Genomic DNA, 24,674 nt, shown 5'->3' with positions numbered 1-24,674 from the left:
AAAGAAGCACCTTGATATAAGGGAGAGGACAAACTTTGTTCAACCAACAGTTAGTTAATTTACGCATTGATTTTGCATTTAAACAATTGTTTGGTACAAATGATAGTGAAGATATTCTAATCACTTTTTTAAACGCGATGTTACAAAAATCTTTAGAGTCACCCATCGCTTCTCTACAATTAGAAGATCCACATTTACACCGGGAATATGAAGATGATAAGTTATCAATTCTAGACATTTCAGCTACGTTAAACACGGGAACAAAAATAAATGTAGAAATACAACTTAATAATAATCACGATATGATGAAACGCAGTTTATATTATTGGGGAAAATTATACACATCTCAATTACAAAAAGGCATGCCATATAGTGCACTTCGTAAAACCATCACCATTAATTTATTAAACTTCATAATGTTTTTAGATCACAAAGAATTTCATACAACGGGCACGTTATGGAATACACAACAACAAAAACTCTTGAGTGATGACATAGAGATTCACATTGTAGAAATGCCAAAATTAATAGAACAATGGCATGAAGAAAAAGTAAATCCGTGGAAAGATCCATTTGTTCGTTGGCTTTTATTGCTTTCAGCAAATGAGGATGAGCACTTAACTAAAACATTGGAGGATATTGCTATGAACCAAGATCCTATTTTACAAAAAGCGATAAATAAATGGGAACGTATGAGTCAAGATTCTTCTTTCCGACAAGCTTATGACGCAAGGGAGAAGGTTCTAATGGATGAGGCCGCAAAATTCGCTCACGCAGAGCAAGAAGGAATAAAAAGAGGAATTGAAAAAGGGCTTGAACAAGGGCTTGAACAAGGGCTTGAACAAGGCATTGAACAAGGCATTGAACAAGGTCGAAAAGAAGGTGTCCAACAGGGAAGAATGCAAATGATTAAAAGCATGTATGATCTTGGTATGCCACTTGAAACGATTGCTAAGGCAAGTAAATTAAGTGTGCATGAGGTTGAACATATTTTAGGACATAAATAGTAATAAAAAAAGGGCTTGAATTGTTTCAAGCTCTTTTTTATCAACTTTCCTCAATTCGTTCAATCTTCCAAACTAAATTATCTGGATCGTTTTTCTCTAAAAAAGTTAACATCCACATAGTTTTCTCTTTGTCGTTCATCAACATTACTTTATGGTTTAATTTCCAAGCCACGTCACTAACATGATTAGACATTTTATACATATCTTCTTCTCTAATAAGCTTTTCCTTTTTGATTAGTCGTCTCGTTCTATACTCCCTTATTTCTAAGTACATATCAGCATACATCACTTCATGCTGCCAAATTATACTACATACATATTTTTTATTTGGACTACTCTTCTTTATATAAATAAATTCATTTTTATAATCCAAATCCAGTACCTTATTGTATGCTTTTTCTAACATCTCTATATCCCAATCACATTTCAGTATGAACGATTTTAAGGGCTAATTCTTTTTTCTCTCTATCTGATAAATATGGGAAATCCTTTACACTCCCATATTCTACAAACACATTCATATATTCAGGAAAAATTCGATATTTCTCCTCCCACTTATTTAATAATGAAATATCATCCACACAGTGAATCCAGATACCTTTTTCATAGTCTGTTCTTAACTTTGGTATATGTCGCTCGTATAAAGAAGTAATACAGTTCGTTTTTTTGAAATAGCACTGAAATTTCCCAACGGTTTCTTCAAAAGAACAATCCAGCACCATACAAAGTGATTCGGCGGACTTACTTGAACTAAAATATTAAATTACATTTCGAACAAAAAGGAGCAGCATTCCCTCTTCTAATTTTCGCATCACATTTTGGACAATATACGTATCGCTCTTCTATCTTATCTCGTTCTATCATATGTAAAGATACTATTCTCATACTACACATGATTCCAATTAAAATAAGGCTAACAATGAGTAGCATAACTTACTCCCCCCTCCCCCTATATTTTACCATAAAATAACAAATCTAATTCTCTCATTAAGAATCGGATTCATACTTACAATCCTAACTTTGCTTCGTCCATCAGGAGTCATACCCATCATTACTTGCATTTTATCATGTAAAAACTTTCCCTTTGTAAGCATATTCCAGTACGAACCTTTTGTTAATTTACCTACTTCATTAATAGTTGCTTCTTGTTCCTTACCATCCCTATTGTTTCGATAAATTTACACTATAACAAAAGAGGAGTGGCATTATAAATAAACAAGAATTTATTGAACTCGTTAATTCCAAATTAACACTTATCCGTGTTGAAAATGATTTATCACAAGAAAAAATGTCAGAAGTTATTGGTTTATCGAAAAAAACATTAGTAGAAATTGAAAAAGGTAGAAAAATGAGGAGAAGGTTGACGTCACACACCGTGTCAAATTGAATGATTACCAAAGCTTTCAACGATAATTTATAATCCTTAGCTTATATAATCCTTATTCCTCTATACTTTAACAATTACTAACCTTCGCATTTTTCCAAAAAACAAAGTATAATGAACTAATACAAAGAAGGTTGTTAACAAAATCGTTAACAACCTTTTTTGTTTTTCTGAAAAACTTTTCAATTTAAGGGAGCGATCACATGTATTGGAGAAAAAATGATAAACCTGTAGAAGAACCAGAAGCAATTGCTGTATGGGAGTGCCAAGAAGAAAACTGCCGTGGATGGATGCGTAAAAACTTTTCATTAGAAGCAGAACCGAAATGTCCGTTATGCAAAAGCGATATGGAAAGCGGCGAACGCTTATTACAAAAGATATAATAAATTCTCTTCTTCACCTTTTATAAACTGAAACATAGAGGATTCTCTTTCTCCTTATTTACAATGTGAATCGAAAGAAAATAAACTATACAAAAAGCTTTGCGTATCCTCGCAAAGCTTTTTCAATATCTCAAACTCATTCCAACTATCATTCTTTACTAAAAAACAAATTACATTTTGAATAAAAAGGAGCAGAATTCCCCTTTCTAATCCTCCCATTCCACTTAGGACAATACATATACAAACCTTTTTCTCTCTACTATCCCAAAAACTACTACTTTCATCCCGGTCATAATTCCTATCGAAATGATGTTAAGAAATCAATAACATAGTGTATCCTCTCTTATAACAAAAGTAATATATCAGGAAATCTTCCGTCATATTTTATACCCCTATATTCATTAAATCAATTCGCTACAATCATTTCTATATGTTTTCAAAACACTCTAATATAAACTTTTACTAGATTTATATCTAGGCTTATATACTACACTTCTTTCGGAAGGACAATTTTTTTATACAATTGAACTGTAATGAAATAATAAAACACGTAAATGACTAAGAAAATAATAATCGGCAGCCAAATACGGAAATATGGATTATCTATTAAGAACGAGAACATGTTCATTCCGACTAATACGTGCATTATACCTACGATCGCTGGGAACAAGAAAACGAAAAGTAACTCTTTATAAATTGATTTCGTTAATAGTTCATAACGCACACCAATTTTACGAAGCATTTGATAACGCGTAATATCTTTTGAAGCACCAGAAAGAATTTTAAACATTAAACAACTTGCCAACATCGCTAAGAAAGCTATGCCTAAGAAAAACCCCATAAATACTGTGCCACTGTAAGTACTGTAATATCCTTCATACAGCATATATTTACTCAAAAGATGTACTTCTTTCATATCTTTATATTTATCTAATTCTAATTCATCGATTTTTTTCCATTCTTCTTTATACGTTATAAAATGGTCCGTTTTCCCCAGTATTATAATTTCTTCTTTACCTTGTATCCCGTCATACATCTTTTGATCTACAATTTGTATCTTTTGACTAGGATTCATATATGTCTTTTGAAGAGACCGTAAAACATTTCCCCACTCTTCTGGAATTACATTGGTATTATTCTCATTTTTTTCTTGGCTATGACTTAAAACGGATCCCGCAACTAGTTCCCTCGAAACAGGAATGAATCGGCTACTATTCTCGTCCTTTCCAGTACGTGTTAGCGGACGATTTCTTTCCAAATCTTCTTTCAATTGATAAATAAACTGCTCATCTACTTTGTATCGATATTCATTCTTTTCTTTAAATGTAATACTATCTAATATTTTCTTTTCTTCTGCTGTGGGATTTTTAATTTCGACATCATAGTATTCTGCACTCTCCACCATATTTGTGACATTATTTTTTAACGCCATACCACTGGAGATTGCACCCGCACCGAGAGCCACTAACATAGCAACTGTCGCTAATACTTTCGTTAAACTATTAATAGAAAAACTTAACTGTGCAAACGTAAACGCATTGATTCCTTTTTCACTACGATTTTTATTCGCTTTTAATTTGTTAATAATAATGGGAAGGAATGATGCAAATAGCATATAAGTTCCTAATGTTACTGTAATTGTTGCAATGATAAATCCTGATTCCTTTAGCTCCTTCATACAAATCATCGAAACATAGCCAACTGCTAATAAAATAATCGATAAAAGTGCTACTATACTTGTTAGTTTTCCTTTAGTAGGCGTACGCTCTGTTTGACTATCGGAGTGAACAAGTTGTAATAGAGAATTACGCACTAGTTTCATACCATTCATAATTGCTGATAACATAAATAAGGAAATGAAAAAGATGAAAGTAACAAGGATTGATGGTACATAAAATGCATGATAACCACCTCCAGTAAATTCCATCTCCTTCATCAGTAAATGTCCAACACCTTGTGCCAAGATTATACCGACTATCACACCTACTATAAGAGATACTATTCCTAATACAATTGTTTCAATAAACATGAGCAATGTAATTTTATGCTTTTTTGCCCCTAATACCATATACATACCAAATTCTTTTTGCCGAAGTGATAATAAAAATGAATTGGCGTACAAAATGTAAAATAATGTAATAAAACCTAATAAAAATGAGCCCGTTTGAAAGACGGAAAAAATCCCGTCCATTGAATTCCCTTCAATAAACGTTTTATTTAACGCTAACGTTTGAAACATATAAAAAATTGAAATAGACATAATAAGCCCAACTAATAAAACCATATAGTCTTTTCGTTTACTTTTTAGTCCCGACATGGAAAGTTTGAATAACATGTTGAACCTTCTTTCTTATGCTTTTTGTGTACCTAAATCCGCAAGCACATCTAAAATTTCTTTATAGAACTCATCACGCGTACCTCTGCGATGAATTTCTTTATACAGTTCTCCGTCTTGGATGAATAAAATACGTCGGCAGTAACTCGCACTAAATGGATCATGTGTAACCATCATAATCGAAACATCCTGTTCTTCATTTAAGTTGGTCATCGACTCTAATAAACTTTTCGCATTTTTAGAATCAAGCGCTCCTGTTGGCTCATCTCCTAAAATAATGGCTGGCTCATGTACAAGTGCACGGGCCGCTGCCGAGCGTTGTTTTTGTCCACCAGATACTTCGGACGGATATTTTTGAAGAATCTCTGAAATCCCTAACATTTCTGCTACCTTTTTCACCTTTGATTCAATTCTTTTCGAATGAACACCTTGCAGAGAAAGCGGTAATGCAATGTTTTCATAGATTAATAAATTTTCAAGTAAGTTAAAATCTTGAAAGATAAACCCTAGTTTCTCTGAGCGAAAATCTGATAATTCTCCCTGCTTCATTTTCGTAATATCTATTCCAGCAATTTCAACAATTCCACCTGTTGCCTTATCTAATGTAGAAATTACATTCAATAACGTTGTTTTTCCTGAACCAGATGGTCCCATAATTCCAACGAATTCACCCTCTTGAATTGAGAACGATACATCCTTTAGTGCATGTGATTGACTCTCATCTTTTTTACCGTATACCTTTTGTACATTCTTTACCTCTACAACCGATGCTTTCATATATATCCTCCTACACTTCTTTTTCCTATTTTTATTTTCCTTACATATTTTCCGAGCATTTCTTAACCCATTTTTAAGTATAGATAGCATTTCTTAATAAATAGCAGCGGATATTCTTAACATTTCTTTAAGAATATGAAAAAGCCCCAAAGCTAATAGATTGGGACTTTTGATTTCTATATTCTATTTTTGAGTAAGAAATAAAGACTTTTTTCCCTCTTAATCTTACTCTACCTAAAAAAAGAAATGATATTCATCTATACTTTACTAATCTTTAGGTTCTACCAAAATAACATCTTCTAAATCATATAAATTCGCCTTTGGTTTTGCATAAATAATATGTGCAAGACCATATTGATCTGGTTCTTGCTCTATCACCTCTGCTACCTCAAGACCGGGTGGTATTTTCTGACTTAATTTAGAGGTAATAATGCTATCACCTATTTTTATTTCTTTCGCTTCATCTGATGGAATATTATCAATTCGAAGAGCTTGTTTTTCCTTATCATACCCTGTAACAAATCCTAAAATGGATGAGTTACTTTGGAAAGTGATTGCTAAACGATTTGTTCGTTCATCTTTCGTAATTAATTTCACAACAGATGTATATTGATCTACACTCTCTATCTTTCCAATAAGACCACTCACCGTCATAACAGCCATATCAACCTTTACACCATGTTGTACCCCTCTATCAAGAGCGATTTTCCCATACCAATCTTTTGCTACACGCCTTACTACTGTAGCTTGAATTAAATTATATTTCCCTTGTTCCTTTAATTCTCTCGTCTTGTTGATAAGCTTAGTAAGGTTTTCTTTCTCCTCACTTAATATTTGCACTTTACTCTTTAACGATTCTTGGTTCTCGATTTTTTCTTTCAATAATTGATTCTCTTTATATACTTTATAAATGTCTTCTATATTGTGAATAATATTTTGTACATGCCTATTATTCGTACATACATACATCATCAATAAAACAAAAAGAATAATTGAAAGAAATAATAATATTTTCCTCTTAGAAACCTGCATAATCACCCTGTTACTCCTTACCATTTTTTATCTACACAATATAGAATACTAGTAGTTGTATACAGAAGAAATGCAGTTTCGATAAAGTTCAGATAATCTTTATCTTCTTTATAAAAATTTTAGAAATTATCATATACTGCCATTACATTTGTAAGCTTGATCGTTACTTTATCTATTAAATACAACTTATCATTTCTATAACTAGACATGCTTTATTGTTATTTTTTCTTTTGCTTTAGCGGGCATTTCGTCACCTTGTATTTCTTCCCATTTTATACCACAAGTCCCTTTAGACTTAATCTTTACATATGCTCCTATTCGTAAATGTTTTGAAGAAGTCATCATAATTTTTTGTTCTTTACCAGATTCATCATATCCTTTAAGTTTATAGTTCCATCTACCAAAACCATTACTTTTGGCTTCATATTCCCCATCACTGTCGACAACAGCATAATAAATATCTTCTTTAATAAACGGATTGAGTTGATCTACAATCGGTCCACCTTTCACTACAAGTAATGTAGCTCCAACTATAATCAATACGATAAACGCACTTAATTTTTTCATATAACCTTCGATTCTCCACTTCTCTGTTTTATTAGTCAACGTCCACCTGAATGATGAAATAAGCCTCTCTCTAAATCAATAGCAATACTATCACTCATTCTTCCCTAATTAGAAGGTAACCGATATTTCTAATGCCCTTCTAATTAAATTGGCAATAAGATAATAAATTGAATAACCCCATTTCCATATTCCGCTCGAATTTCTCCTTTGTGCAATTCAACAATGCTTTTTGCAATTGCAAGCCCCAAGCCTGAACCTTCTACAGCTCTACTTCTAGATTGATCTTTTTTATAAAAACGCTCAAACACATTCTCCAATTCTGTTTTTGTAAATTCTTCACTATGATTCGCTATAGAAATTTTGATATGCTGTTCTTCTCTTTGAAGCGAAACTTGAATTTCTGCTTTATCTATACTGTATTTGATTGCATTTATTAAGAGGTTTTCAAACACACGCACCATTTTTTCCGAGTCCACAACGGCATACATACGATCTTCCTCAAATTCTTTCACAAACGAAAGATTATGTTCCTCTGCTTGTGGTACTAGCTCTTCTATTAACTGATCAAGTAATTCATTCATACACACTTCTTGCGAATCTAACACCATATTTTCATCCGTTAGTTTTGTATAATCAAACAAATCCTCTATTAACATCTTCAACTGCTCTGATTTTGAAAAAGCAATTTTTATATACTCATCATGCTGTTCTTTATTTTCATATTTCGCATCGCCTAGTAAGCGTAAATACCCCATAATAGAAGTAAGTGGTGTTCTTAAATCATGTGATACATTTGTAATCAATTCACTTTTTTGTTTCTCTATTTGTTTTTCTTTTTCTATATTAGCCAAAAGCTTTTCTGCCATTTGATTAATATTTGAAGTTAATACCCCTATTTCATCTTGACCTGCCTGTTTGATTTTATATTGTAAGTTCCCTTTCGAAAACTCTCTTACTCCTTCTGCCATTGCTTCAATCTGATTCATCTTTCTTTTCGTTATATAAAAGAAAGAAAGTAGAAAGGTAATAAAACCTAGTAAAGATGGGAATGGACTACTACCGTTCACTACATACTTTACATTTCCTTGTGGTATACCACTTGCAATGACATACATATTTTTCATATTAACAGTAACCGGATAAAAAGTTGTAAACTCCTTACGCCTTTGTTCAGCTCTATCTTGATTTAAATTTTGTGCCTCTACATATCGTACTTGATCCATTTTAAAATCCATTACATTACGCATCGTCTCATGAAGATTAATCTGTTCTTCTGATGCTCCCTTTGTTTTATAAACCACTTTCCCATTCTCATCTATTATTAAAACCTTCAATTGATTTTGATGATTTAATTGATCCAGCAGTTCTTGTATATTAATTTCCTGACCTTCTTCTGTCATACTTTCAACAAGCCTTTGTGTCTGTCCATCAATGGCTTCCATACCTGATGCATAATCAATGATAGAAATTTTATTCGCATCCTCGAAAAAGGAAGATGAAACCCCTCCTACTAATACACCAAGTAATGTACAGAAAGTAAATGTAGTAATTAGCTGTACCCGTATGCTCTTTTGCAAATAACTCACTGTTTTACCTATCATTTTTTTTAAAACTTGATTCATCCATATTATCGGTTTAAATATCTTTTTCAATCTTGTAGCCAACTCCCCATACTGTTTTAATGTAACGAGGCTTCCTTGGAATTTCCTCTATCTTTTCACGTATTTTCCGAATATGTACCATCACAGTATTATCGGATTGGAAAGCTTGCTCTTTCCATACCCTTTCATAAATTTGCTCTGCATTTAATACCATTCCTTGATTTCGTACAAGCAATTCTAATACCTCAAACTCTCTCGGTGTCAATTTCACCTCTTCATTTGCAATAATGACCTGCCGCGTTGCTATATTTATCTTTATATCTCCAACTTCAAACACATTTTCATCTTTTACACTTGCCCCGCTCATTTTCATATATCTCCGAAGTTGTGATTTAATACGAGCAATGAGTTCAAGTGGATTAAATGGTTTTGCTACGTAATCGTCTGCTCCAGTTGTTAACCCTAAAACCTTGTCCATATCTTGCGTTTTTGCCGAAAGCATAATAATGGGCATTTCCGCTATTTCTCTCACTTTCATACACATATGAATACCATCTATTTTCGGCATCATAATATCAAGTACAATTAGATGCACTTCTCTTTTCCTTACTATTTCTAAACCCTCTTCACCATCTCCAGCTTGTAATACTTCATACCCTTCATTCTTCAAATAGATGGTGATAAGTTTTCTAATTTCCTTCTCATCGTCCACGATAAGTATCGTTCCTTTATTCACAAAATCTCCTCCAGCATCATTTACCAAACTATGAATGTTACTTTATTTCACTCACCACTGTATTCTTCTTATGCATATACACATAAGAAATAATAGAAACTATGATAACGATGCCACCAAAATATATACCATACTCGGTCACAAGGGTTGCTATCATTTCTATATGCTTTCCAAATATAGAGCCTAGTACAAAGTAAACTAACGTCCAAACAAATCCTATTACATATGAATAAATCGCATACGTTTTAAATGACATGTTATTCATTCCAACTAAATACGGTACGATATGTCTTACAACCGGTATGAAGTAACTTATGACTAACGCATAATGACCATACTTCTCTACTATTTGTTGAGATTTTAAAAGATATTTCGCCTTTTTCTTTTTCATTAGCTTATCAAGTACTTTCGTACCAAATATTTTCCCTAATATATACCCTAAAGAAAGCCCTGAGACAACGCCTAAATATGTTAACAAAAATGCAGGAATAACACTTAATATACCGAGTGAAGATACAAAACCACCACTCATTACAATCATTTCGTCTGGAATTGGCATACCAATAATACCTAACCATAAACAGAAAAATAACGCCCAATAACCGTATTGTTCAATATAAGATAATAATTCATGTAATTCCATTATGCATATGCTCTCCTCAGTTCTTTTTTACAGCTAAAGACGTACGCTGGTGGGAAATTGAGCCACACTTTCTCTAGCGTAATTTCGGGAAAGAAATGCTGTATAAATCCTTTTTTCACAAGCGAATATTGAAATGTTATGAATTCCCCATTCTCATGTATTGCTTCCATTGCATTGTTTAAAATGCGTTTTGAAACTTCTTCTGGCAAAGAAGTAAAAGGCAATCCTGATAAGACGTAATCAATGCATTCTATATTGAACGCTTCCATATACTTCTTTATATTTTCAGCTGAACCGTGTACAACAATAACATTCTGTTCATTTTTAAACTTTCTCTTTAACTCTTTGAAAAACACTTCATTAATTTCAATAAGAAGAAATATTGTCTCCTTCTTCTTTCTCTTCATAATTTCTTTCGTGAAAGCCCCTGTACCAGGCCCTAGCTCTACAATGCATTTCGCTCTATTAAAATCAATTACATCTACCATTTTCTTTGCTAATATTTTTGAACTTGGCGCAATTGCACCAGTATGTTTCGGATGTTTAATAAATTCGTGTAAGAATGTTATGAGCTGCATGTAACCCTCTCCCCATTCGTTCAATAGTTTTAACTTGTTTCTAAGTATAACTATCGTTTCTTAATAAAAATTGAGGAGATTTCTTAAGATTTTATGAAGAAATCAAAAAACAGCTACCGCTTATAGCGATAGCTGCTCCTTTATTATTTCGCACTCACAATCTTATAATAAGAACGAACTGTTATAAAGTAATATCCGATATAAATGACACCGTATACTCCAATACTAATTAGAAGCGGAATCATAATTTCAAATGGTAGTATGTTCCCTAAACCTTTTAATGCAAACAAGCTGTGCAGGATTCCGATTACTAACGGAATCGCAAAGATAAAGCTTACTTGTTTTGCGATAGCTTTTTTCATTTCTTGTTTTGTGACCCCTACTTTGTGAAGTACAATATAGCGCTCACGATCAGCATTTGCTTCTGTTAATTGCTTAAAGTAAATGATAGAACCCGTTGCTAGTAAGAATACAAGTCCTAAGAACATTCCGATAAACATCATTAGTCCCGTTCCTTCAAGCCCCATATGGAAACCAGTGTAGAAATCTCTAAATGGTGGTACCATTTCTGATTCACCAGCTGGCATCACTTTTGTTAATTTTTCTGTTAACACTTTACTATCTTTTTCATCTTTTACATCAATATTTTTTACAACGCGTGTTCCAAATGCTTGCTTCGCTTGCTCATACATTTCATCTGAAACGACAACAACTAATTCACCTAAATTTGTAATCGCAACGTCATTTGCACCTTGGATTTTTAATTGCTTCGTTTCATTTCCAATTTGGAATGCTGCTTTGTTTCCTTTATATTGTGGACTAAACTCATGCCCTTCAATATATGAACTATCATATATAAATGCTTCACCAGCAGCTACATTCACTGTTTCTGCGTCGATTTTTTTAGCAAGTTTATTAAATTCAGACTGAGACATAAACTGATATTTCTCTGAAATCGTGTAATTCATATTAAGAATGAAATCAACTTTGTCTCCTTCAAACTTCCCTTTTACAGGAACTGTCTCAATTTCAAATTGATCTTTAACAGGGTGATTCTGCTTCTCTTCCGCAAGAATCGTATTTACTTTCTTATCTAGTTCTGCATCTTTTTTCTCATAAGAATAGCTGTATGGTGTAAATGCTTTTGATTGCGTAAATGTGTTGTAATACATCGTAACTGACGTACCAACCGCTGTTAATGTCACTGCACTTAAAATAGAAATTGTCGCAAGTGACTTTGCATTTCCTTTAATACGATATAGTAACTGTGACGTCGTTACCATATTCATACCGTTATAAAACGATGATTTATTATTTCTTGCACGTTTTAATACGAATACTGTAAAGAACATAAATAGTAAGTACGTACCTAATACTGTCGCAAGTAAAATATAAAGTGCAACTGCCATAAAGTCTGCATATTTAACTGCCTTCATAAACATTAACGCTAAGAAATAACCTGAACCGATTAAGAAAACTGAGATTAATGCCATAATGACAGATCCTTTTGGCATTGCTTCTCCTTCACGTTCTGCGCGGAAAAGTTCAATTAACTTGAAGCGATAAATTAAACGATATCCTTGAAGTGATGTATACAATATAATCACAAAGAAAATAAGTGCTGTATCGATAATGGCAGCCATCGGTACTTCAAAATGAACATTTAAGTTTAATCCCATCATACTTACTAGTAACTCAAGGAATAATTTTGAAAGGACACTACCAATCGCAATCCCGATTACTAATGACATTAATCCCATTAACATATTTTCATAAAACAGCATTTTACCAATCTGTCTTTTACGAATACCTAATAAGGAATATAATCCAACTTCTTTTTTACGTTTCCTTGTAAAGAAACCGTTTGAATATATAATGAACACTGCTACGAAAATAATAAGCATCACACTGGAAACTTGGAACGCTCCACTAATCTTTTTAGAGGCTTCCGCTGCTTTTTCCATTTGCGAATTGTACTGCAATGCTTTAAATGTAAAATAAATAACGATACTAAAAATCATAGATGCAAAATATACAAAGTAGTCTTTAAAGTTCCGCTGTATGTTGCGGAGGGCAATGCTAGATAAGGTCATCAGCCATACCTCCAGAAATAGAAGACATTACGTCAACGACTTGTTGGAAGAACTGTTTACGCGTTGATTCACCGCGGTGCAATTCTTTATATAACTCACCATCTTTAATGAAAATAACTCGTTTACAATAACTTGCCGCAAACGCATCGTGCGTTACCATTAAAATTGTAGAGTTATCATATTCATTTAACGACTTCATACTTTCAAGTAAATCTGTTGCTGATTTAGAATCAAGCGCTCCAGTTGGCTCGTCCCCGAAAATCATACTTGGATTCGTAACGATTGCACGTGATGCCGCGCAGCGCTGTTTCTGTCCGCCAGATACTTGATACGGGAACTGACTTAAAATATGATCAATGCCGAACTTTTTCGCAATTTCAAGAACACGACGATCAATTTCATTTGCCTTTACTTTCGATAACGCAAGAGGTAACGCAATGTTCTCTTTTACCGTTAACGTATCTAATAAGTTATAATCTTGGAAAATGAAACCTAAATGATCGCGGCGGAATAACGCTAACTTATCATCATTCATTTTCACGATATCTTTTCCATCAATTAAAATTTCACCGTTCGTCGCATTATCAATTGTAGAAAGAACGTTTAGTAAAGTCGTCTTACCAGAACCAGAAGGCCCCATAATTCCAACGAACTCACCTTCTTTTACTTGTAAGTTAATACCTTTTAACGCTGCAAATTTATTACCACCCGTGTCATACACTTTTTCAATATTTTTTGCTTCTAACACTGTTTTCATCTCGACATCCCTCATTTCTTCTATTCTCTATTTTCAACTATATACACTCTCTACTCTTGCCACTATCGATGTTTCTTACACAAACATGACAGTTATGTAAGGCACATAAGTAAAGACATCAAAAAGTTAACGTAATGAATCAAAGTACTTTGTTACTATAACATTGGGATATCATGCCATCCATTCATTCTCCTTACAGGAACATTACAATTTTGTAAGGTAAAAAATGCACCTACAAAGTTGTGCACGAAATGTCGGATGGAGCTATTTCGTTCCTGCTATTCTATGTACAGAGGAGGTCATAATATGGATTCACTTAAAAACATGAATGCTGCAATGCGCTATATTGAAAACAACCTAACAAATGAAATGAATTTTAAAGAAGTTGCGAGGCTAGCTTACTGCTCGGAATATCATTTCAAAAGAATGTTTTCTTTCCTAGCTGGCATATCACTATCAGAATATATTCGTTGTAGACGTCTTACTCTTGCTGCTTTTGAACTAAAAAATAGCGATGCAAAAGTCATTGATGTCGCTATAAAATATGGCTACAACTCACCAGATTCATTCTCTCGTGCCTTTCAAAATTTGCACGGTATAACACCTTCAGAGGCCCGAAATAGTAGTCATTCTTTAAAAGCCTATTCACCAATGACCTTCCAATTATCCATTCAAGGAGGAACTGAAATGAACTATCGAATTGAAGAAAAAGAACCATTTCGAATTATAGGTATTACAAAACGAGTACCGATTGTATTTAACGGTGTAAATGAAGAAATCGCTTCTATGTGGAAAAGTCTAACTCCACAGTCCATTCAAACATTAAAGATGCTTTCAAATGTGGAACCAAATGGAATCATTAGTGCCTCTACCAACTTTTCTGAAGGAAGAATGGAAGAAAAAGGCGAACTTGATCACTACATTGGAGTAGCCACAACGAAAGATTGCCCAGAGCAATTCGCACAACTTGAAGTCGCAGCTTCAACGTGGGCTATATTTGAAGCTGTCGGTCCATTTCCTGATGCATTACAAAATGTATGGGGGCGTATTTATTCTGAATGGTTTCCTTCTTCGAACTATGAACTAGCAGAAGGACCAGAGATATTGTGGAATGAAAGTAAAGAGGTATCCTCGCCGAATTTCAGAAGCGAGATATGGGTACCTGTTTTAAAAAAGTAATATAAGGGGCTAAACTGTTTCAAAATAAGAAGCTGCTCTTCCTCTTTACAGGAAAAGCAGCTTCTTATTTTATCCCACTATTTGTGGGCAGTAAAACTCCCACCTCAAAATTCAGGTGGAGCAAAAAAGTTAGGTGGGAGTCGGTCTGCCCGTAAACGCCCGATTGGTGAGGACTAATAATCAGTGGGGGATGAACACCACCCACTGATTAAAGTTTCACTTTATACTTCTTCTCGACTCGTTCTTATACAAGAAAATAGTAATAACCGTAAGCACTATAACAACTCCAAAAGTAAATATTCTGTAGTTCAAGATAGTAGCGGTACCGATTAACAATGCAGGTATAACAGCCACAATTAAGCCACCAAACATACCAACAAATGATCCTATACTTTGTTTTACTACTTGGGTTTCTGATACCCAATCATAATAACCAAATCGGTTATTAATAAAAATCCCCCATACTGCCGAAAATAATGAATATGTTATCGGTGTTATTATGATAAAAAAAGAACTCCAAACATCTAATTTTAACCCTATTATCAGTAATACGGCACTAATAAGTGATGCAGGTATACTCAATGAAAGATTCATAAGAATTTTACTGTCATAAATCATCTTTGGCGCTATAGGCAATGACTTAATAATCCATACATTTTTTCCTTCTAAAGACAATGACACACATGTTGTACACGTCATCGAAATCGCTGCTGCAATAGCAAATGGAGCAATCTTTTGCAAAATCGCCTCAATTCCAGGATACGCTATTAATTGACTTGGTCCTACTACAACTATAGCTAGCGCGAAGGCTAGCGCCATCACGACTCCCATTCCACTATTTATGACATACACTGTAGAAGAAAAGAAACGCTTCACCTCTTTTTTATACAATGCCACCAATACACTTTCTTTTCTCATACTATTAATCTCATAATTTGAAAGCATATGATAAGTGGAAATCCCTGTGTTTATTTGCTTATATTTTAGCGAAAGTATTTTCACAAAAATATAATACCAAATAACTGATATCCCAACGAATAGGATGAAAGCTACAAGATCAACATTAACAATTGCTTTTTGAAACATGTTAGCTAATGGATACACTTTCGTTAATTGCTCCGAAACAATTGCACCAATTCCGTTCATGTCATTAAGGCTATATTGAGCATTTCCATTTTTTAACACGAGGAAACCGAGTGTAATAATTACTATAAAACTTAAAATCGTAGTTATTTTATTCGTATTTTTAAATTTAGAAGCGATTGCCGTAATCGCAGCTCCAAAGATCGCTGCAATTGTTGTTGGAATTAAAGATGCTATAAACATACTGATGAACCACATGAAGTAAAAAGAAACTGATGGATTCTCATGTATGAAATAGACAACTCCCATTGGTAGCATGATTATGATTGAGAAGAGTGTATTCAGCAAGTATAAATACAAAAATCTACTTGCAATAACAGTACTTACCCGAATCGGTAATGACATTAAAAAGTCGTAGTCCTTAAAAGCAAAAATTTCTCCATTCGCCTTAAATACAGTGAAAAATAACGTTAATACACTGCTAATAACTAGTGCATAAACTGGAATAATTTCGCTCATTCCTAGTTCCACCAATCCATATGCCGAGGTTCCGCAATATAGCATTAACATGACACCAACTAGCGCAATAGATGCTGTCAGCAAAATCTTATTCTGCTTCTTTTTCTTATCTTTTTCGTATTTAAAAGTATTTAAACCGAGCTGCGTTATCAACCGGATTTTCAAAAGACCTAGACTATTAGTATTCATTAGCAAGCTCCCTCATAAAGAGCTCTTCCAACGAGCCTTCCTTTATTAAAGAATTCACTTCCCCTGAAAGTGCTAATTTCCCTCTATTAATCATCGCTATTTTATTACATAACTTCTCAGCCACATCTAAAACGTGCGTAGAAAAGAAAATCGCACTTCCCTTTTCACACAGCTCCTTCATAATACTTTTCAATACTACGGCTGCCTTTGGATCAAGACCAACGAAAGGTTCATCTAAAACTAATAATTTGGGTTTATGCAAAACCGCTGATATAATCGCTACTTTTTGTTTCATACCGTGTGAATAAGAAGAAATTAAGTCTCCCAAGTAAGGTGTAATCTCAAAAGCATCTCCATACTTCTGTATCTGTTCTTCCCGATCCTTCGCAGGTACTTTAAACACATCCGCAACAAAGTTCAAATATTGAATTCCTGTTAATTGTTCATATAAATCTGGATTATCAGGAATATACGCCATTACTCTCTTACATGCAATTGGATCCTTTTTTACTGAATGCCCATCAACAAAAATTTCACCTTCTTCAAAATCTATAACTCCTACTAACGACTTAATCGTTGTACTTTTCCCCGCACCGTTATGCCCGATAAATCCAAAGATATCTCCTGCTTGAACAGTAAGATTTAAATGCTCTACTGCTTTTTTGCCACCTTTGTATGTCTTGCTAAAATTTATAATTTCTAACATATAATTTCCCCCAAACTATATTTTTAACTGAATTTTCAGACCTACAAACAAAAAATTTACTCAGCGAGCTTTTTCATTATCCCCACTGAGTATTAGAACTTCTTAACACATAGAAACTATACATATAAAATTTAACTAGTACCGTTCAATCACTTATTGCTCACAATTGCATTTCTTTTTTATATAAAACGTAAGAATATAAATTCGTTATAAGGACAGCAACTACTATAATCCCAAGCATCATATAAGATCTCCAATCAGCCGGGGCGAAAACACTTATAATCATAATAATCCCTAAAGTCACAAACACTTTTCCGCTAAATCGATGTGTTTTCCGCCATACTTCTTCATTACTTAACGTCCACGGATTACGCATCCCAACAAAAAAATTTGGCTTACACTGCGGTAAATAATTCCCCATTACTAAAAATAAAATACCAACTAATAATTCAGGCACCCGATTAATGAATAAGTTATATCCGAGTCCACTTATAATAATATCTATATTTCCTACAAATAGTAGCAATAGTATCCCGTTATTCATCATCATAAAAGCTTTAGAAAATTTCTCATAATTTGCTTTCCTTGGATCAATCTTTGGTATTACATTTAGAAATATATATAACGCAATCATAATTCCAACCATAGAAATCATTCCATATAATTTAGACGAATAGCCATCTACCTTACCACCGCTCCAATGTGTCGCAATTGTATCCGGTAAATGAGGCCAAGCAAACGCCCATGCGATACAAGTTATAAAAATTAATATAATTGCAAAAAGATGTTTTTTCATTTCCCCTCTTCCCCCTTATTTGTAAACGTAAACACCCAGGTCAACAAATCTTGAAATACAGTTGTATTCAAAGAGTACACAACAAATTGGCCTTTCTTTTCATCTTGAATAAGTTCAGCATTTTTAAGTGCATTTAAGTGGTGTGAAATACTTGGCTTCGTCATATTGAACTGTTCTGCAATTTCCCCGGCGGTTAGATCGCCTTCTTTTAATAAGTCTAAAATTTTTCGCCTTGTTGGATCTGCTAATGCTTTGAATGCTTGATTCAATGTCTTTCTTCCTCTCACTAATTAGACATTTAGATATTTATCTAAATATTAAACTGATTACCGTTATTTGTCAATTATATCCAGCGCCCTTTTTTACTTTTCACACTTTTGACTTATACTGTTTACTAGCTTATATTTCAACATAATGAAAAGACATGAAACACATGGTACACTATAGCTACAAGTGTTTTTTTGAGGAGGAGTATACCTATGTACAAAATCTTAATCGTTGAAGATGATCCAAATATTTCATCATTACTGCAATCTCACATTCAAAAGTACGGTTACGACGCTGTTGTTACTGAAAACTTTGATGATATTATGGAATCGTTTAACGCAGTAAAACCACACCTTGTTTTACTTGATGTAAACTTACCAAAATTCGATGGATTCTACTGGTGCCGTCAAATTCGCCATGAATCTACTTGTCCAATTATTTTCATTTCAGCTCGTGCTGGTGAGATGGAGCAAATTATGGCGATTGAAAGCGGTGCGGATGATTATATTACAAAACCGTTCCACTACGACGTTGTAATGGCGAAAATTAAAGGTCAATTACGCCGTATTTACGGTGATTATGCGCCAAATATTTCTGAACGTATCGTTGAAGTAGAAGGTTTAAAACTATTCCCAGAACGCCCAGAAATTCATTTCGGTGCTGAGCAAGTTCTTTTAACGAAGAAAGAAGCTATTTTAGCAGAAATGTTATTATCTAAATTCCCTCGTACAGCGAGCCGTGAAGATTTATTAGCTGCCCTTTGGGATGACGAGAGCTTCGTTGAAGAAAACACATTAAACGTAAACATTACGCGTCTTCGTAAAAAGTTCAATGAGCTTGGTATTGAAAATGCTATTGAAACAGTACGTGGACTTGGGTATCGTTTTAACGCAACTTGGAGTGAATAAGCATGAAGCTATTTTTACGTGATCATTTTGCATTTTTTCTACTGTACGTATTAAACTTCGGTATCATCTTCGTTCTTTATGATGCAGTAGATGGATTTCAAAATAATAAATTTTACTTCGTCGTTTTAAGCCTATACTTATTTATTTGTTTCCTCGCTTACCGTTACGTCCGCAATCGTAGAATGTACCATAGGTTAAGTGAGCAACCAGAAAAAATGGAAGATGCGTTTATTGAAAGAGCAACCGCTCCGATGCCTCATGGTGTAAATGAACTCGTGCGTACGCAGTATCGTCTATTCCAAAAAGAACTACAATCGTATGAAGTAAAACAACAAGAACATCAATTATTCATTAACCACTGGGTGCATCAAATGAAGACACCTGTGTCCGTTATGCAGCTTATGGTGCTAGAAATGGAAGACGAACATTTAATTCCAAAGTTTAAACAGGAATTAGATCGTCTGAACCAAGGGCTTGATATGGCTTTATATATGGCAAGATTAAATAACTTCCATGAAGATTTCCATGTCGAAACAATTTCATTAAAAGATACGGTAACAAAAAATATTAACGGCCTAAAAGAACTATTCATTCGTAACGGAGTCTTCCCTGTTTTAGAAGTTCATTCTGATTTAAAAGTTGCTTCTGATGCGAAATGGCTAAAATTTATCATCTATCAGTTAATGACGAATGCTGTTCGTTACTCTGGTGAGCGCGGAAAGAAAGTGTTCTTATCTGCTTACCGAAACGGAAAAGATATTATTTTAGAAGTTCGTGATGAAGGTGTTGGTATTCCGCAAGAAGATATTCGAAGAGTATTTGAACCGTTTTACACTGGGAAAAACGGTCGTACATTTGGAGAATCTACTGGTATGGGACTTTATATTGTAAGTAAAATTTGTGATTATTTAGGTCACTCTGTCAAACTAGATTCTGAAGTTGGTAAAGGAACGACGATTAAGATCATCTTCCACAACGCTGCAAGTAATCAAGCAGAACATACGGAGAAGGTGACCGAAGCATGATCGTGACATATGCTAGCAAAATGTATGAGAACTTACTCTCATACATTTTTTGCAATAAAACTACATATTTGCCTTCTAGCGGGAGGTACGTATTATGACATTTTGGCAGTTTGCCTTTAAAAATGTAACACGTAATTCCAGAGCTTATTTTGCTTATTTCGTAAGTAGTTCCTTTTCCATTGCTGTTTTCTTTTCGTTTGCTGTTTACTTATTTCATCCGAAATTACAAAACTTTGGCATGGTCTCTGAAATTTCAGGATTAATGATATTTTCAGAAGTTATCATTGTCTTGTTCTCGTTCTTCTTTCTACTTTATTCAATCGGATCTTTTTTAAAAGTTCGTAAAATGCAATTTGGTGTTTTAACCGTTTTAGGTATATCAAAAAAGCAATTACATCGACTCATTTTCACTGAAAATATGTTAATTGGTATTTTATCTATCTTTTTCGGCATGCAGTTTGGATTTGTCTTTTCGCAATTTTTCTTATTAGTAACAGCGAAAATTACACATCTACCAGGACTATATTTATATTTGCCGACGAATGCTTTCATTTTAACAACAATTGTATTTCTTAGTCTCTTTATCGCTGTATCTTCATTTACACCAATGCTAATTCGGACGAAAAAAACGGTACATCTTTTAAAAGCTAATAGTGGAAAACAAAAAGAAAGAAAACCATCCATATTCGTCTCTCTATTTGGTGCTATCTGTTTATTAGGGGGTTATATTTTAGCGGCAAACCCTAAATATTTCTTCTCAATAAATCCACAAGTAGGCGTTATATATATGGTTTCAAGTATTTTTGTGATCCCAACGCTTGTTACAATTGGGACATATTTCTTCTTTTCGCAAATTAGTTTCTTACTTATTTATATTTTAAAGAAAAGAAGAAAGTTTTATATGAAACAGATTAATATGCTTTGGATTTCGGATTTAGCAAGCCGCATCCGAACAAATATTAATATGCTGTTTATTGTAGCGATGCTATCTACAATTGCTTTCACAATGATTACGTTCCTATATGGAGTCGGAAAGTTTACAAAGCTAGAGGTTACGCGAAGTTCACCTTTTCCATTCTCTTATTTTTCTTATGACGCAAATCCTTTTGTGGACGATCATTTAAATTGGCTTGAACAACAATTAAAAAAAGAGAATTTCTCTTATAAAAAAATAAAGGCTGATTTATATGAAACACCACTGAAAGAAGATGAGGGTATAACCGCTTATAATGACATATATGCAATGAAACAAAGTGACTATAACAAACTTGCAGCTTCCTTACGAATGAAACAACTATTCATGAACGATAATGAAGCATATGTCTTAACAGGTAGCGCTTATGTAACCTTATTCAGCGAGTTTGAGCCAAGTTACAATAGAAAGTCTATTACACTTTCTAGCACAAATACGCAATTACAAGTAAAGGGCTATGAACAAGCAGGGGCCATTCCATCTAACTTTTCATATCAAACTTTAATTTTACCTGACACTGTTGTAAACAACTTACCAAATACAACAAAGCATGTAGCAGCGTACAATTATAAAGTTGAAAACTGGGAAAAGACGTATAAAATTGCTGATGATTTTATACAAAAAATACAAAGAGATCGACAGGAATTCCAATACGAAGGACCCCTTATACAATCCTATGAATCAGCAGGCTCATTATATAGAATCACATCAGGAAGTGCCGCGTACTTCCTAATCGGGACATTTCTAGGAGTCATTTTCTTTATTGGAGCTGGCAGCGTTCTTTACTTCAGAATGTATTCTGATTTAACGAGCGAGCAGGAAAAATATGTAGCCATTTCAAAAATTGGTGTAACAGATGCAGAGATGAAACGATCTGCATCCATCCAACTTAGCATTTTATTTTTCGTTCCATATGTTATGGCATCCATTCATACAATGTTTGCAACAAAAATGCTTCAAGATGTAATTGATTTATCACTATTCAAAGAAATTTCAGCTGTTCTTATTATTTTTGGCGTAGTTGAAATCGTCTTTTTCTTATTCATTCGTTCCTTTTACATGCAAAAGTTATCAGAGTATACGAATGGTTAAATTTTATGAATGTATTTAGTAGGGGAAAAGGGTATCTCTTATATCCTTTTCCTCTTCACTCTACAGGAGGTCTAGGTGAATGACATTTTGGCAGTTTGCATTTAAAAACGTCACACGGAACGCCAGAGCTTATTTCGCCTATTTTGTAAGCAGTGCGTTCTCCATCGCAATTTTTTTCTCATTTGCAGTTTATTTATTTCATCCTAAATTGCACACGACAGACGTGAATTATGCTCTAAGCATATTAATGACAATTTCAGAAGTTGTCATTGTGTTCTTTTCATTTTTCTTTTTACTATATTCGATTGGTACTTTCTTAAAAGTACGAAAAAGACAATTTGGGATTTTAACAGTACTTGGCATATCTCAAAAGCAATTAAAGAGGCTCGTATTTCTAGAAAACATGCTAATTGGTGTCCTATCCATATTTTTTGGTATTCAACTTGGACTTGTCTTTTCACAGTTCTTTTTATTAGTTACGGCCAAAATTACGCATGTACCTGGTTTATACTTATATTGGCCTACAAGTGCTATCGTTTTAACGATTATCATCTTTCTTGGGCTCTTCATTCTCGTATCATCTTTTACACCGATGCTCATTCGTACGAGAAAAGCTGTACGACTTCTAAAAGAAGGAACAAAACAAAAAGAAAGAAAAGCATCCGTGCTCATCTCTCTATTTGGTGCGACGTGTTTAATATCTGGATATGCGTTAGCCGCAAATCCGCTGTATTTTATGTCACTAGGTGACATCATTGGGCTTTTATATGCCATCTCTAGTATATTTGTCATTCCGTCGCTTATTGCAGCTGGAACATACTTTTTCTTTTCACAAATTAGTTTTTTACTTATTCGTATTTTAAAAACTCGAAGAAAGTTTTACATGAAACGAATTAATATGCTCTGGATCTCTGATCTAGCATCGCGCATTCGTACGAATATTAATATGCTCTTTATAGTAGCGATGCTATCGACGCTCGCTTTTACAATGATTACATTCTTATATGGATTCGGGAAGTTTACAAAGTTTGATGAAATTAGGAAAAACCCTTTCCCGTTTACGTATTTATCTCATACTGAAAATACGTTAGCTGATGAACATTTAAACTGGTTAGAGCAAAAATTTAATGAAGAGCACTTTACTTATACAAAATTTAAAACGGATATATATGAAGTATCTTCAGCTGAAGATAACACGCAGCTCTATTATGCCATTAAACAAAGTGACTATAATGTACTTGCTAAGGCTTTAAATTGGGAAACGCTCACGGTGAATAAGAATGAATCTTATATTCTTATGAAAGACTTAGATGATCAGGTTATTGGAACACTTCATAATCAAGAAAAGAAAAATACTCTTACACTTACTCAAAACAATTTACAACTACAAGTGAAAGAATATAAAGGTTATAACCCATTCCCAAATCGCTTAATATACCAATTGCTCATACTATCTGATGAAAATGTAGAAGCATTATCCACCGTTTCAAAACAAATGAATGTATATAGCTTTAAAGTTTACGATTGGGAAAAAGCACATAACATCGGTTCGGCATTTATAACAAAAATTGATAATGACAATGCCGCAATTCAAGCAGAGCACCCACCTTTTCATGCAAGTGAAGCAAGCGATTCTCTATACAAAACGAAACTAAATGTCGCTTCCTTCTTCTTAATTGGTACTTTCTTAGGTGTTATTTTCTTTATCGGTGCTGGTAGTGTTCTTTACTTCCGGATGTATACAGATTTAACAAATGAGCAAGAAAAATATGTAACGATTACGAAAATTGGTTTAACTGCAGCTGAGATGAAACGTTCAGCGACAATTCAGCTTGCGATTCTTTTTTTTGTCCCTTACATTATGGCATCGATCCATACGATGTTTGCGACAAAGATGCTACAAGACATATTACATCTCTCGTTCTTCGCTGAAATTACAGTCGTACTTATGATTTTTGGAACAGTTGAAATTTTATTTTTCCTTTTAATTCGTTCCTTCTATATGCAAAAATTATCACAACACATTAAGTTTTAAAAAGCAGAA

At 33.8% G+C, this 24,674-nt stretch carries 22 protein-coding genes and 2 pseudogenes; 8 read left to right on the top strand and 16 right to left on the bottom strand.

Annotated elements, in window-relative coordinates:
- Nucleotides 1-35 precede the first annotated feature (35 nt).
- Nucleotides 36-1,007 (top strand): Rpn family recombination-promoting nuclease/putative transposase, encoded by a 972-nt coding sequence (locus tag ACXY7N_RS23205; RefSeq protein ID WP_098506178.1) that lies wholly within the window; start codon nucleotides 36-38, stop codon nucleotides 1,005-1,007.
- 40 nt (nucleotides 1,008-1,047) lie between these two features.
- Here ACXY7N_RS23205 and ACXY7N_RS23200 read toward each other — a convergent pair.
- Both ACXY7N_RS23200 and ACXY7N_RS23195 read right to left on the bottom strand, forming a co-directional pair.
- A pseudogene (locus ACXY7N_RS23200) lies at nucleotides 1,048-1,669 on the bottom strand (hypothetical protein); the annotation flags it as partial.
- A gap of 88 nt (nucleotides 1,670-1,757) precedes the next feature.
- Nucleotides 1,758-1,937 (bottom strand): hypothetical protein, encoded by a 180-nt coding sequence (locus ACXY7N_RS23195; protein WP_000924670.1) that lies wholly within the window; start codon nucleotides 1,935-1,937, stop codon nucleotides 1,758-1,760.
- 277 nt (nucleotides 1,938-2,214) lie between these two features.
- On the opposite strand from ACXY7N_RS23195, the pseudogene ACXY7N_RS23190 reads away from it, so the two are divergent.
- Nucleotides 2,215-2,355, top strand: a pseudogene (locus tag ACXY7N_RS23190) (helix-turn-helix domain-containing protein); the annotation flags it as partial.
- A 239-nt stretch (nucleotides 2,356-2,594) separates the two neighbouring features.
- Entirely contained in the window at nucleotides 2,595-2,774 is a 180-nt protein-coding gene (locus ACXY7N_RS23185; RefSeq protein WP_000289926.1) for a cold-inducible protein YdjO-related protein, read from the top strand.
- Nucleotides 2,775-3,261: 487 nt separating this feature from the next.
- Here ACXY7N_RS23185 and ACXY7N_RS23180 read toward each other — a convergent pair whose 3' ends face one another.
- From ACXY7N_RS23180 to ACXY7N_RS23135, 10 genes are all read right to left on the bottom strand, one after another.
- Entirely contained in the window at nucleotides 3,262-5,109 is a 1,848-nt protein-coding gene (locus tag ACXY7N_RS23180) for an FtsX-like permease family protein (protein ID WP_098413114.1), read from the bottom strand.
- 15 nt (nucleotides 5,110-5,124) lie between these two features.
- Nucleotides 5,125-5,886 carry an ABC transporter ATP-binding protein gene (locus ACXY7N_RS23175; protein ID WP_016085801.1) on the bottom strand — a complete coding sequence of 254 codons (762 nt, stop codon included), beginning with the start codon at nucleotides 5,884-5,886 and terminating at the stop codon, nucleotides 5,125-5,127.
- Between the two features lie 267 nt (nucleotides 5,887-6,153).
- Nucleotides 6,154-6,918, bottom strand: coding sequence for a rod shape-determining protein MreC (mreC, locus tag ACXY7N_RS23170; protein ID WP_098560629.1), 765 nt, complete (start codon nucleotides 6,916-6,918; stop codon nucleotides 6,154-6,156).
- Between the two features lie 201 nt (nucleotides 6,919-7,119).
- Entirely contained in the window at nucleotides 7,120-7,485 is a 366-nt protein-coding gene (locus tag ACXY7N_RS23165) for a YxeA family protein (protein WP_098506184.1), read from the bottom strand.
- 143 nt (nucleotides 7,486-7,628) lie between these two features.
- Nucleotides 7,629-9,137 (bottom strand): sensor histidine kinase, encoded by a 1,509-nt coding sequence (locus ACXY7N_RS23160; RefSeq protein WP_016085798.1) that lies wholly within the window; start codon nucleotides 9,135-9,137, stop codon nucleotides 7,629-7,631.
- Nucleotides 9,121-9,822, bottom strand: a complete 702-nt coding sequence (locus ACXY7N_RS23155) for a response regulator transcription factor (RefSeq protein WP_016135538.1) — start codon at nucleotides 9,820-9,822, stop codon at nucleotides 9,121-9,123. Before ACXY7N_RS23155 ends, ACXY7N_RS23160 begins: the two co-directional genes overlap by 17 nt.
- A 37-nt stretch (nucleotides 9,823-9,859) precedes the next feature.
- Entirely contained in the window at nucleotides 9,860-10,465 is a 606-nt protein-coding gene (locus tag ACXY7N_RS23150) for a DedA family protein (RefSeq protein ID WP_016085796.1), read from the bottom strand.
- The gene (locus ACXY7N_RS23145; RefSeq protein ID WP_016085795.1) at nucleotides 10,465-11,043 is read right to left on the bottom strand and encodes a class I SAM-dependent methyltransferase; all 579 of its coding nucleotides are present in this window, start codon (nucleotides 11,041-11,043) and stop codon (nucleotides 10,465-10,467) included. Before ACXY7N_RS23145 ends, ACXY7N_RS23150 begins: the two co-directional genes overlap by 1 nt.
- A gap of 143 nt (nucleotides 11,044-11,186) precedes the next feature.
- On the bottom strand, nucleotides 11,187-13,136 hold the full coding sequence (locus tag ACXY7N_RS23140; RefSeq protein ID WP_098506175.1) for an ABC transporter permease: 1,950 nt from the start codon (nucleotides 13,134-13,136) through the stop codon (nucleotides 11,187-11,189).
- The gene (locus ACXY7N_RS23135) at nucleotides 13,123-13,893 is read right to left on the bottom strand and encodes an ABC transporter ATP-binding protein (RefSeq protein WP_016085793.1); all 771 of its coding nucleotides are present in this window, start codon (nucleotides 13,891-13,893) and stop codon (nucleotides 13,123-13,125) included. The genes ACXY7N_RS23140 and ACXY7N_RS23135 overlap by 14 nt, the downstream gene beginning before the upstream one ends.
- Nucleotides 13,894-14,199: 306 nt before the next feature.
- Between ACXY7N_RS23135 and ACXY7N_RS23130 the strand changes: the two genes are divergently transcribed.
- Nucleotides 14,200-15,072, top strand: coding sequence for an AraC family transcriptional regulator (locus ACXY7N_RS23130; RefSeq protein WP_098506173.1), 873 nt, complete (start codon nucleotides 14,200-14,202; stop codon nucleotides 15,070-15,072).
- A 216-nt stretch (nucleotides 15,073-15,288) separates the two neighbouring features.
- On the opposite strand, the gene ACXY7N_RS23125 is transcribed toward ACXY7N_RS23130, so the two are convergent.
- From ACXY7N_RS23125 to ACXY7N_RS23110, 4 genes are all read right to left on the bottom strand, one after another.
- Complete coding sequence (locus tag ACXY7N_RS23125) at nucleotides 15,289-16,863, bottom strand: hypothetical protein (protein WP_016135541.1); 1,575 nt, start codon at nucleotides 16,861-16,863, stop codon at nucleotides 15,289-15,291.
- Entirely contained in the window at nucleotides 16,853-17,569 is a 717-nt protein-coding gene (locus ACXY7N_RS23120) for an ABC transporter ATP-binding protein (RefSeq protein ID WP_016135542.1), read from the bottom strand. Before ACXY7N_RS23120 ends, ACXY7N_RS23125 begins: the two co-directional genes overlap by 11 nt.
- Nucleotides 17,570-17,729: 160 nt before the next feature.
- Entirely contained in the window at nucleotides 17,730-18,365 is a 636-nt protein-coding gene (locus ACXY7N_RS23115; protein WP_016135543.1) for an SdpI family protein, read from the bottom strand.
- Nucleotides 18,362-18,634 carry an autorepressor SdpR family transcription factor gene (locus ACXY7N_RS23110; protein ID WP_001070536.1) on the bottom strand — a complete coding sequence of 91 codons (273 nt, stop codon included), beginning with the start codon at nucleotides 18,632-18,634 and terminating at the stop codon, nucleotides 18,362-18,364. Before ACXY7N_RS23110 ends, ACXY7N_RS23115 begins: the two co-directional genes overlap by 4 nt.
- A 210-nt stretch (nucleotides 18,635-18,844) precedes the next feature.
- Here ACXY7N_RS23110 and ACXY7N_RS23105 point away from each other — a divergent pair, with 210 nt between their 5' ends.
- The 4 genes from ACXY7N_RS23105 to ACXY7N_RS23090 all read left to right on the top strand — a co-directional run bounded on the left by ACXY7N_RS23105 (nucleotide 18,845) and on the right by ACXY7N_RS23090 (nucleotide 24,665).
- The gene (locus ACXY7N_RS23105) at nucleotides 18,845-19,540 is read left to right on the top strand and encodes a response regulator transcription factor (RefSeq protein ID WP_000276731.1); all 696 of its coding nucleotides are present in this window, start codon (nucleotides 18,845-18,847) and stop codon (nucleotides 19,538-19,540) included.
- A 2-nt stretch (nucleotides 19,541-19,542) separates the two neighbouring features.
- Nucleotides 19,543-20,565 (top strand): sensor histidine kinase, encoded by a 1,023-nt coding sequence (locus ACXY7N_RS23100; protein ID WP_000765354.1) that lies wholly within the window; start codon nucleotides 19,543-19,545, stop codon nucleotides 20,563-20,565.
- A 94-nt stretch (nucleotides 20,566-20,659) separates the two neighbouring features.
- Nucleotides 20,660-22,630, top strand: coding sequence for an FtsX-like permease family protein (locus ACXY7N_RS23095; RefSeq protein ID WP_016135544.1), 1,971 nt, complete (start codon nucleotides 20,660-20,662; stop codon nucleotides 22,628-22,630).
- Between the two features lie 79 nt (nucleotides 22,631-22,709).
- A complete protein-coding gene (locus tag ACXY7N_RS23090; protein WP_088084461.1) occupies nucleotides 22,710-24,665 on the top strand; it encodes an ABC transporter permease in 1,956 nt (651 codons plus the stop codon).
- The last annotated feature ends 9 nt before the right edge of the window (nucleotides 24,666-24,674 follow it).

The organism is Bacillus sp. 5w2 (assembly GCF_054353775.1).
This window is presented reverse-complemented; position numbering and strand designations above follow the sequence as displayed.

Bases quoted from the DNA above. Each gene is read 5' to 3' on its own strand.
- ACXY7N_RS23145 (WP_016085795.1), bottom strand. From the start codon at position 11,043: ATGCAGCTCATAACATTCTTACACGAATTTATTAAACATCCGAAACAT.
- ACXY7N_RS23165 (WP_098506184.1), bottom strand. From the start codon at position 7,485: ATGAAAAAATTAAGTGCGTTTATCGTATTGATTATAGTTGGAGCTACA.
- ACXY7N_RS23120 (WP_016135542.1), bottom strand. From the start codon at position 17,569: ATGTTAGAAATTATAAATTTTAGCAAGACATACAAAGGTGGCAAAAAA.
- ACXY7N_RS23135 (WP_016085793.1), bottom strand. From the start codon at position 13,893: ATGAAAACAGTGTTAGAAGCAAAAAATATTGAAAAAGTGTATGACACG.
- ACXY7N_RS23100 (WP_000765354.1), top strand. From the start codon at position 19,543: ATGAAGCTATTTTTACGTGATCATTTTGCATTTTTTCTACTGTACGTA.
- ACXY7N_RS23150 (WP_016085796.1), bottom strand. From the start codon at position 10,465: ATGGAATTACATGAATTATTATCTTATATTGAACAATACGGTTATTGG.
- ACXY7N_RS23195 (WP_000924670.1), bottom strand. From the start codon at position 1,937: ATGCTACTCATTGTTAGCCTTATTTTAATTGGAATCATGTGTAGTATG.
- mreC (WP_098560629.1), bottom strand. From the start codon at position 6,918: ATGCAGGTTTCTAAGAGGAAAATATTATTATTTCTTTCAATTATTCTT.
- ACXY7N_RS23090 (WP_088084461.1), top strand. From the start codon at position 22,710: ATGACATTTTGGCAGTTTGCATTTAAAAACGTCACACGGAACGCCAGA.
- ACXY7N_RS23115 (WP_016135543.1), bottom strand. From the start codon at position 18,365: ATGAAAAAACATCTTTTTGCAATTATATTAATTTTTATAACTTGTATC.
- ACXY7N_RS23175 (WP_016085801.1), bottom strand. From the start codon at position 5,886: ATGAAAGCATCGGTTGTAGAGGTAAAGAATGTACAAAAGGTATACGGT.
- ACXY7N_RS23140 (WP_098506175.1), bottom strand. From the start codon at position 13,136: ATGACCTTATCTAGCATTGCCCTCCGCAACATACAGCGGAACTTTAAA.
- ACXY7N_RS23180 (WP_098413114.1), bottom strand. From the start codon at position 5,109: ATGTTATTCAAACTTTCCATGTCGGGACTAAAAAGTAAACGAAAAGAC.
- ACXY7N_RS23105 (WP_000276731.1), top strand. From the start codon at position 18,845: ATGTACAAAATCTTAATCGTTGAAGATGATCCAAATATTTCATCATTA.
- ACXY7N_RS23185 (WP_000289926.1), top strand. From the start codon at position 2,595: ATGTATTGGAGAAAAAATGATAAACCTGTAGAAGAACCAGAAGCAATT.
- ACXY7N_RS23095 (WP_016135544.1), top strand. From the start codon at position 20,660: ATGACATTTTGGCAGTTTGCCTTTAAAAATGTAACACGTAATTCCAGA.
- ACXY7N_RS23130 (WP_098506173.1), top strand. From the start codon at position 14,200: ATGGATTCACTTAAAAACATGAATGCTGCAATGCGCTATATTGAAAAC.
- ACXY7N_RS23125 (WP_016135541.1), bottom strand. From the start codon at position 16,863: ATGAATACTAATAGTCTAGGTCTTTTGAAAATCCGGTTGATAACGCAG.